The following is an 8,273-nucleotide window of genomic DNA, read 5'->3' as shown; positions in this document are numbered from 1 at the left end:
GAGCACCGCCGCCACCAGGGCACCGCGCCGCCCGATCCACTTGCCGAAACCCCAGGGCAGAACCGCCAGCGCGCCGGGGGCGCGTTCCCGCAGCGTTTCTTCGATTCCCCGGCCGTCACCTGCGGCGTCCAGCGTGCCGAGCAGCAGCACCTCGATAGCCTCGGCGGTCACGACCTGCCTCCCCGCCACGATCAGCAGCGGCAGCGGGCCGGCATCGTAGAACAGGGTGACTGGTTCGCCGGTCGCGTAAAGGCCGGCGGGCGGATGATCGCGCAGGGAGGCGAAGAGCGTCTCGCCCGCGCGCTCGGCGATCAGGAGCACACCGGCCTGCGCCTCGGGACAGAAGCGCGCGACATTGCGGGCCGCGACCTGCAGCGAGGCCTCGCCATCGTAGAGATGGACGTGCGCATCGACGGCGAGACAGCTCACCGCCGGAATTGCTCGTCTTCTGATTTCACGTCCCTCGGGGCGCATCAGCACATCCGGTCTTGCTGCGGAAGAATCGCTGAGTAAGCCGACGAAGCGCTTAGGGCCGAATGATTATGTTAGGTATTCTCCGCCACAATGCGCTGTTCCTTGATTCAGATCGTACCCCAAAAGTATGGCCCTGCGATCAAACTCTCCATCTCCTCATGCCGACTACTGCGTTGCGATTATTGACAGGCATGTTTGCTTCAAGGGATGAAACGTCGACTTGGCGCTAGATTGCAGGGTGAGCCGTGCGACACATCGTTCTAGACGGTTTCACCGGACCTGAAGATCGCCCGATATCCGGCGCGCAGTTTTCGCAAAGCATCGTGCTATCCCGTGGTCATACGCAAACGCCCTATTACGCGGCCTTGATCGCGATACTGATTATAGCGTTCGTCATTCGCGTGCCGATGGGGCTGAGCCGCGTCATTCTGCACGACGAGTTCTACCATTACTTTGCCGGACTGTCCTTTGCACAGGATGGGACCTTAGCGATCGGCGCCGGTCACTATGTTCGTGCGGCGCCTTATACTGCGCTCACCGGACTATCCATGCTGGCATTTGGCGACGGACTGCTCGCACTGCGGCTTCCGGCGATGATTTCCGGTATTCTGCTGGTCGCTTCAGTGGCGCTGTGGTTGCAGCGATGGAGCCGGCCCGCCGCTCTGGTCGCCGCCGGTTTGATGGCGGTCGACACCTTCGGCCTGCAACTCGCCGGATTCGCCCGGTTCTACACGCTCCATGCCCTGATGGTCTGGCTGGCTTCGATCGGCACCTATGCCCTGATCACCCAGCCCCGACCTCCCTTTCGCAAGGCCCTGCTCGCGGCGGGCATCGCGGGCGCCCTCGCACTGGCGCTCGATCTTCAGATACTGACGCTGATCTCCATCGTCGCGCTCGCGCTATGGGCCGTTCTGGACTTCGCGATAGTCTCGCACGGTCGCGCGCGCGCCCTGTTCGGCAGAAAGCTCGCCCTCACCCTAATCGTGCTCGCGTGCATCGCCCTCGCCATCCTGGTCATGTCGCCGCTCGGGCACGTCGCAACATCGCTGTACGACCGGTTCTGGAACGCCGCGCTCTGGTCGCAGGGGTCGCAGTCCGACTATCTGTTCTATTTCCAGTCCCTGCGCTCCTACGGGCTTTTGACCTATCTCTTCCCGGTCGCGCTCGTCGCCGCATGGCGCTCCGACCGGCGCATGGCGCTGTTCCTCGCGATGATGTTCGTCGTGCCGGTCCTGATCGCCTCGATCGCACCGCAAAAGGCACCGCGCTACATCTTCTACGCCATCCCCTTCTTCCTCGCCATCTGGGCGATCGCGGCCGCCTGGGCGCTTGAGGCCGCCACGCAGCATGCCTCGCGCCGCAACCTTCCCGGCTGGAGCGCCTCCGCGCTGCTGCTTGCGATGGCCGTGCTGCTCGTGGGCAGCGCATACAATTTCCGCAGCAATGCCGCCCGGCTGAAGACGTTCGCGCAGACCGGCGACGTCGTCTCCGGCGAAGAGATGAGGAAAAGCCGGAACTTCGACTGGGCGCCCTGGACACCGATGCTTCGCCAGGCCGTGTCGGGAACCGAGAAGCTGGTCGGCGTTGATGACATGCGAACGCTCTACTTCCTCGGCAGGCTCGATCTCATGCTGAACCGCACGGTTCAGTGGGATCTGACGCAACAGGAGTTCGCCCGGGACACGCGCACCGGCGTGTTGATGGCAAGCCAGCCGCGCTCGATAGAGCTTTACATCAAATGCACCCGCAGCGGCGCCATCATCGTTCCCGAGGGGCGCTGGCGCGAATTCTCGGTCATTCCCAGCACGGCCGACGCCATTCAGCGGCATGCGACGCGCGTGAACCTCCCCGCCGACGCGCCCTTCCAGGTCTACAGGTGGAACAACCGCTCGGTTCCGCAGACCGGCGACTGCGCCGCAGCGCCCTTTCGCCGGGGCCGGCGAGCCGCTTGAAGTGCGGCGAACGAAGCGTTCGATGACGACCTGACAGCACTGGCCACGTAACGCGCAGAAATCGCGGGAGCATCCGGTGCCGCCGAGAGTTCAACGGCAGTCACCCAGGGGTCAGAACATCATGAAATCTTTCTCGCTTGCCGCCGCGTTGTTGCTCGCCAGCACATCGGCGATCGCCCAGAGCAGCCCGGAGGATGCCGACAAGCGCCCGGTCGACGCGCATTTCTACGAACTGACCCCGCTGAAGCCCGGCCCTGACTTCGCCGGCCGGCTGAAGGCGCCGCGCGGATACAAGGTCAGCGTCTGGGCGCAGGATCTCGGCAACAGCCGGATGCTCGCCGTCGCGCCGGACGGATCAGTGTATGTTAGCCGCCGGTCGGAGGCGGACATCATCCGTCTTGTCGATGCCAACCGCGACGGGCGGGCGGACGGGCCGCCGACCGTGATCGTGAACCGTCCCGGGCTGCACGGCCTGACCATCTTCGAGGGCATGCTTTACTTCATGACCGCCCGCGAAGTGTTCCGCGCACCCCTGCGGCCCGATGGCGGCATTGGTACGGTGGAGACGCTGATCGACGATCTGCCCGATGCCGGCCAGCATCTGAACCGCACGCTCGCGGTCGGGCCTGATCGGATGCTCTACATCAGCGCCGGATCGACCTGCAACGCGTGCGACGAATCGAGCCAGGAGAATGCGACGCTGCTGCGGGCCAGCCTCGACGGCAAGTCCCGCGAGATCTGGGCCTCGGGCCTGCGCAACACCATCGGCTTCGGCTGGCACCCCGTCACGGGCGAGCTTTGGGGCTGGGATCAGGGGATCGACTGGCTCGGCAACGACCTGCAGCGCGAGGAGGTCAACAAGATCGAGCGCGGCCGCCGCTACGGCTGGCCCTATGTGTTCGAGAACGGCCAGCGCAATCCGCAGGACGAGCCGCCCGGCGGGATCACCGGTGCGCAATGGGCCGCCGCTTCCACCAACCCGGCGCTGATGCACGTCGCCCATTCGGCCGGCATGCAATGGGCCTTCCACCCCGGCGGCGGCTTCGGACCGGATGCGGCCGGCGACGCCTTTGTGGCGCTGCGCGGCAGCTGGAACCGCAAGCCCGCCTCGGGATATGAGATCGTCCGCATCCGCTTCGATCAGCAGGGGCAGGCGCAGGCGGTGGAACCGTTCGTCAGCGGTTTCATGAGCCGCGACGGCACCGGCCATTACGGGCGTCTGGCGGGCGTCGCCGTGCTGCGTGACGGCTCGCTCCTGTTTTCGGACGATGCGAACGGCGTGCTGTACCGCGTCACCTATGACGGCGCGTCCGGGTCGGCCGCGCCGCTCGCGCCCCCCGCCGGGCCGATGCAGCAGCAGGCGGCGCTCGGTCGCAACGTGCCGCTGGCGCTGCAACGGCCGGAAACCCGCGCGGCGGGCACTCAACGGCTGGCCGTCACCTCAACCGCATTCCGCGCCGGCGCCGCCATCCCGCGCGAGCATAGCGAATATGGCCTCGGCATCTCGCCGGCGCTGGCATGGACGGCGGTGCCCGGCGTCCAATCCTATGCCATCGTGATGGAGGATCCGGACGGTTCCGCCAAGCCGGTGGTGCATTGGGTGGCGTGGAACATCCCGGCGACGACCACGGCCTTGCCGGCGGGCCTGAACGAGCGTGATCGGCTGACCGGCGGCGCGCTCGACGGCATCATGCAGGGCGCGACCACCCGTGGCACCCTGGGCTGGTACGGCCCACGCCCGCCCAAGGGCGACAAGCCGCATCGCTATCGCTTCCAGCTGCTGGCGCTCGACCGCAAGCTCGATCTTCCGCTCGGCGCCACGCGCGACCAGTTGCTGGCGGCCGCTGCCGGCCATGTTCTGGCCACGGGTGAGCTGGAGGGCAGCTATGCGGAGCCGGCCGGCGGCTGAACCTCGCCGCTACCGATACGCCGCGCGGCTCGAACCGGCGCGGCAGGTGCGGGCCGCCAACGTGTTGAGAGGAGCGCGACGGCCACGCTCGCGCTTCCTTCCCTCCGAACCGGATCAATCGTCACCGCCTCGGGCGTAATCAAGAAGGATTACGCAATAATGGAGCGACACTCCGTGCGACTCGAGGCTCAGTCCTGCTGAGCTATCGGTCTATGCCGTAACCACCTGTCCAAGTGCAGCATACCGCCGTGATTTCTCGCGAAACAGGCGAATACTTCGACCCCCAAGTAGTCGCGCCTATTCTATCGCACGCTTAATTGCGCTATTCTGCCGTTGCAGGAGGCGGCGTTGGACGTGGTTGTTGCAGGCTTCGCCGGTTCGAAAAGGATCAGGGCCGTTTGCCGGGCGCTACCCTGTGGTGCGGCACTGCTGTTGCTCGCCCCCGCACCGGCGCTTGCGGCACCGGAGGTGAGCTTCCCCGGCTACGATCTGGCGAGATCCTGCGCCGCCATCGCCGATAAGCAAGGGTGCGTGCTGCTGGAAACGCAGGCGAAGGCGGATCTCGCCGCGCGCTGGCCGGCGGCTTCCAAGAAGAAAAAGGCCCGATGCCGGGAAGCGGGGGAGCAGCAGGGCGGCTCCTACGTCGCGGCATTGGGCTGTCTGGACAGCGAATGACAAAGGCGGAGCGCGCGTAACGCCGATCGACAGGCAAAGGATCTGGGGGAGACGATGTCAGCACTGGGTGACACCTACGACTATGATGTCTTCTTCAGCTACGCCTGGGCGGGCGACATCGGCGACCAGCACATGCGCGAATGGTCGCGCAAGATCGCGGACACAATCAAAGCGCTACTAAGCCAGCGGTTCAATCGCGGCGATGTGCGGCTGAACGCCTTTCTGGATCGCGACGTGCTGCGGGGCGGGCAGGATCTCGACCGGGAGCTCAAGTCCGCGGTGCAGCGATCCGGCATCCTCGTCGCCATGGTCAGCGATCATTATGCGTCCGACTATTGCCAAAAGGAGCTGAACTGGTTCTGCGAAGGGCTGACGGAGGCGAATTTCGCCGATCACGTCTGTATCCTGCGAATGCAGGAGGTCAGCGACGGCCTGTGGCCGGCCGCGCTGCAGGGCACGGACGCCAAGCCCCGGTTGTTCATCGATTTCTGCGACGAGCGCGGCCAGCCGATCAACATGGCCGGCTTCATCCTCAGCGGATCGCTCGCCGATCTTGTCACCCCGATCAACCGGGTCGTCGTGGAGATCGCCGACAAGATCACCGCGATGCAGAAGAAGATCAGCGCGCGCGAGGCCTATGTTCGCTCGCAGAAGCTGCCCGTCGAGCCGGTGATCTTCCTTGAGGCGGAACAGGCCGATCTCGAACAATGGATGTGGTGCAGCGCGCAGTTGCGGGCGGTGCCCAGCATCATCTGGCCGCAGCGCGCGCCCGTGCCCGCCACGGCGGTGGTGAACGGCGAGGAATATGACGGGTGCGAGGCGCTGCTTCTCCTGCGCAGCCGCGTTGACGACGATATCGGGCGTCGCATCAAGGCGGCCTATCTGTCCCGGCGCAAGCTGTATCGCGACAAGGAACAGACGATCCCCTGGGCGCTGCTCGACCTGTTCGATGATCCGCCGCCGGAAAGCGACGCCTTCCACCTGCCGCGCGTGCCGCTGAAAGGCGATTGGCTGCCGGTGCTGAGAGGGGCGCTGCGCGAAGCATGAACCTTCTCGCGATCGATGCGCCGCAGGCGGAGACGCGCGAGGCGATCGCGCCGGCCTGTCCCTATCCGGGGCTGCGCCCGTTCAGCGAGCGGGAGTCGCGCGTCTTCTTCGGGCGCGAGAGCGAGATTGCGGCCATCACCGGGCTGATGGAGGAGCGCCAGCTCGTCGTGGTCCATGGCGCCTCCGGCTGTGGCAAATCCTCGGTCGTGCGCGCCGGCGTGATCCCGGTGTTCCGGCTCGACGCCATGGCCAATTCGATGGACGCGCGGATCATCATCGTCCGCCCTGGCGATCCCGGCGGGCCGCTTCAGGCGCTCGCGCGCAAGCTGGAGGTGGAATTCCCGCGCGAGCCGGACGAGGAAGCGGCGGATTCGGCTGACCTCGGCGATGGCGACATGCCCTGGCCCACCCTGCTCGCCGTCAGTCCGGACTGGGCGGAGGACATCGGCACCATCGCCGCCGAGGCCGACGCCACCTTGTGCATCGTCTTTGATCAGTTCGAGGAGATCTTCGCTGTCAATCGCACCGGTTCCGCGGCCGAGGTGCGCCGGGTCATCGACTTTCTCATTTCACTGGGCGAGCCGGCGCCCGAGGGTACCGCGCTTGGCAAGCGCAGCCTGTCGGTGATCGTGACGATGCGGTCGGATTATCTGGGCCATTGCGCGATATGGGACGGGTTCGCCGAGGCGGTGAACCGCTGCCAATATCTGCTGCCCCGGATTTCCACCGTGGGGCTGATCCGCGCCATCCACGAGCCGGCGCGGCGCGCAGGCGGCTCGGTGACAAATGGCGTGGCCGACCTCCTCATGCCCGTCATCTCGCGGGAAATCGACGGCCTGCCGATCCTGCAGCACGCCCTGATGCGCGCCTGGCATGCGAGCGAGGACGGCGAGGTCGGCGAGGCGGCATTGGCGGCGGTGGGCGGCGCGGAGCACGCCCTCTCCCGCCACGCGGATGAAACGCTGGCGGCGGCGGTGGGCGACGATCCTTCCCGCGCCGAGGCGGCGGACTGGATCTTTCGCTCGCTCAGCGATCTCGATTCCGACGGGCGGATCATCCGCCGATCGGTCAGCCTGCGACAGTTGATGGCGGAAACGGGCGCTTACAAGGCGACGATCTGCCCAATCCTCGACGCGTTCCGCGCGCGCGCCGCCAGCCTCATCATGCCGTTCCCGCCCGATCCGCTGGACGAGGATGCGATCGTCAGCGTCAGCCATGAGGCGCTGCTGCGGCAATGGGAGCGGGTCGCCGACAGCCAGTTCGACCGGAAAGGGCGTGCGCGCGGCCTGGTCTATCGTGAATTTCAGGACGGCATGATCTGGCGCTCGCTCGCCACCCAGGCGCAAAGCCACGCGCAGGATGACACCATCGTGCTCGGCGCCGCCGCCACCGAGCAGCGGCTGCCCTGGTATCGCGATATCGAGAAGCGGCCGGGGTGGATCGCGCGGCACTCGCCGCAGGGCGTGCTGGGCGCCGGCTCCACCAGAGACTGGGCCAGCGTCGCGGATCTGATGGCCGCCAGTGACCGTAACCTGCGACGCGAGAAGGATCTGGTCGCCCGGCTCCGACGCAACCAGCGGCTGGTGAGCATGTTCGCGATCGGCATCGTGGCGCTGACGATCGCGCTGGCGATCCTGGTGGCGGTCAACATGAGGTCCTGGGCGGAAAAGGAGAAGTCCGAAGCGCAGGCCGAACTGTCGAAGGCGCGGGAGACGGCGGCGGCCAACACCTCCGCTCTGTACAAGATCCAGCTTGATTCGGCCGAGGCGATGGCGCGCCGATATTGTGCCGGCGCCTCCGGCGGGAGCGCCGTCGAACTGCCCTGCTATGAGCGGCAGAAACGTGCCTATCTGCAGGAACTTGCACGCAATGCGCGGGCGGCCGCTGTTCTGCCGCAGCAAGCGGCGCCGCCCACCGGAACGGCCTTCTCCCCCTTCATCGGCGGCGTTCCAAGCTCGGCGCGGGCGCCGCAATCCGGAGACAAGAAATGAGGAAGATCCGCCCTGGATTGATCGCGGCGGCCACCGTCGCCGCGCTCACCGTTGGCGCCGATTCCAGTGCGCAGCCGATGGGCAATCGCTGCTTCACGCCGCAATTCTGGTGCTGGCTGCCGAGCTATGCGCCGATCGGCGTGTCCTGCTTCTGCGGCACGCCTTATGGCCCGGTATGGGGGCGCGTCGGCTGACCGGGGCGGATGGAGCGATCCGCGCCTGCCC

Annotated in this window: 6 protein-coding genes and 1 pseudogene; 6 read left to right on the top strand and 1 reads right to left on the bottom strand. The window is 66.5% G+C overall.

The window, feature by feature from the left end:
- Positions 1-474, bottom strand: a pseudogene (locus AX702_RS15605) (hypothetical protein); the annotation flags it as partial.
- A gap of 365 nt (positions 475-839) precedes the next feature.
- Here AX702_RS15605 and AX702_RS15600 point away from each other — a divergent pair.
- From AX702_RS15600 to AX702_RS15575, 6 genes are all read left to right on the top strand, one after another.
- Positions 840-2,426, top strand: a complete 1,587-nt coding sequence (locus AX702_RS15600) for a hypothetical protein (RefSeq protein ID WP_156455531.1) — start codon at positions 840-842, stop codon at positions 2,424-2,426.
- A 121-nt stretch (positions 2,427-2,547) separates the two neighbouring features.
- Positions 2,548-4,335: a YbhB/YbcL family Raf kinase inhibitor-like protein gene (locus AX702_RS15595; protein WP_066781101.1), complete on the top strand. Its 1,788-nt coding sequence runs from the start codon at positions 2,548-2,550 to the stop codon at positions 4,333-4,335.
- Between the two features lie 348 nt (positions 4,336-4,683).
- The gene (locus tag AX702_RS15590) at positions 4,684-5,010 is read left to right on the top strand and encodes a hypothetical protein (protein ID WP_156455530.1); all 327 of its coding nucleotides are present in this window, start codon (positions 4,684-4,686) and stop codon (positions 5,008-5,010) included.
- Between the two features lie 54 nt (positions 5,011-5,064).
- On the top strand, positions 5,065-6,057 hold the full coding sequence (locus tag AX702_RS15585; protein WP_066781097.1) for a toll/interleukin-1 receptor domain-containing protein: 993 nt from the start codon (positions 5,065-5,067) through the stop codon (positions 6,055-6,057).
- Positions 6,054-8,048 (top strand): ATP-binding protein, encoded by a 1,995-nt coding sequence (locus AX702_RS15580; protein WP_066781096.1) that lies wholly within the window; start codon positions 6,054-6,056, stop codon positions 8,046-8,048. Before AX702_RS15585 ends, AX702_RS15580 begins: the two co-directional genes overlap by 4 nt.
- On the top strand, positions 8,045-8,242 hold the full coding sequence (locus AX702_RS15575) for a hypothetical protein (RefSeq protein ID WP_066781095.1): 198 nt from the start codon (positions 8,045-8,047) through the stop codon (positions 8,240-8,242). The genes AX702_RS15580 and AX702_RS15575 overlap by 4 nt, the downstream gene beginning before the upstream one ends.
- Positions 8,243-8,273: the final 31 nt, after the last annotated feature.

The organism is Sphingomonas sp. CCH5-D11, from assembly GCF_001557395.1.
Taxonomy (GTDB): Bacteria; Pseudomonadota; Alphaproteobacteria; order Sphingomonadales; family Sphingomonadaceae; genus Sphingomonas.
The sequence above is the reverse complement of the archived record's forward strand: the minus strand, read 5'-3'. Positions and strand labels throughout refer to the sequence as shown.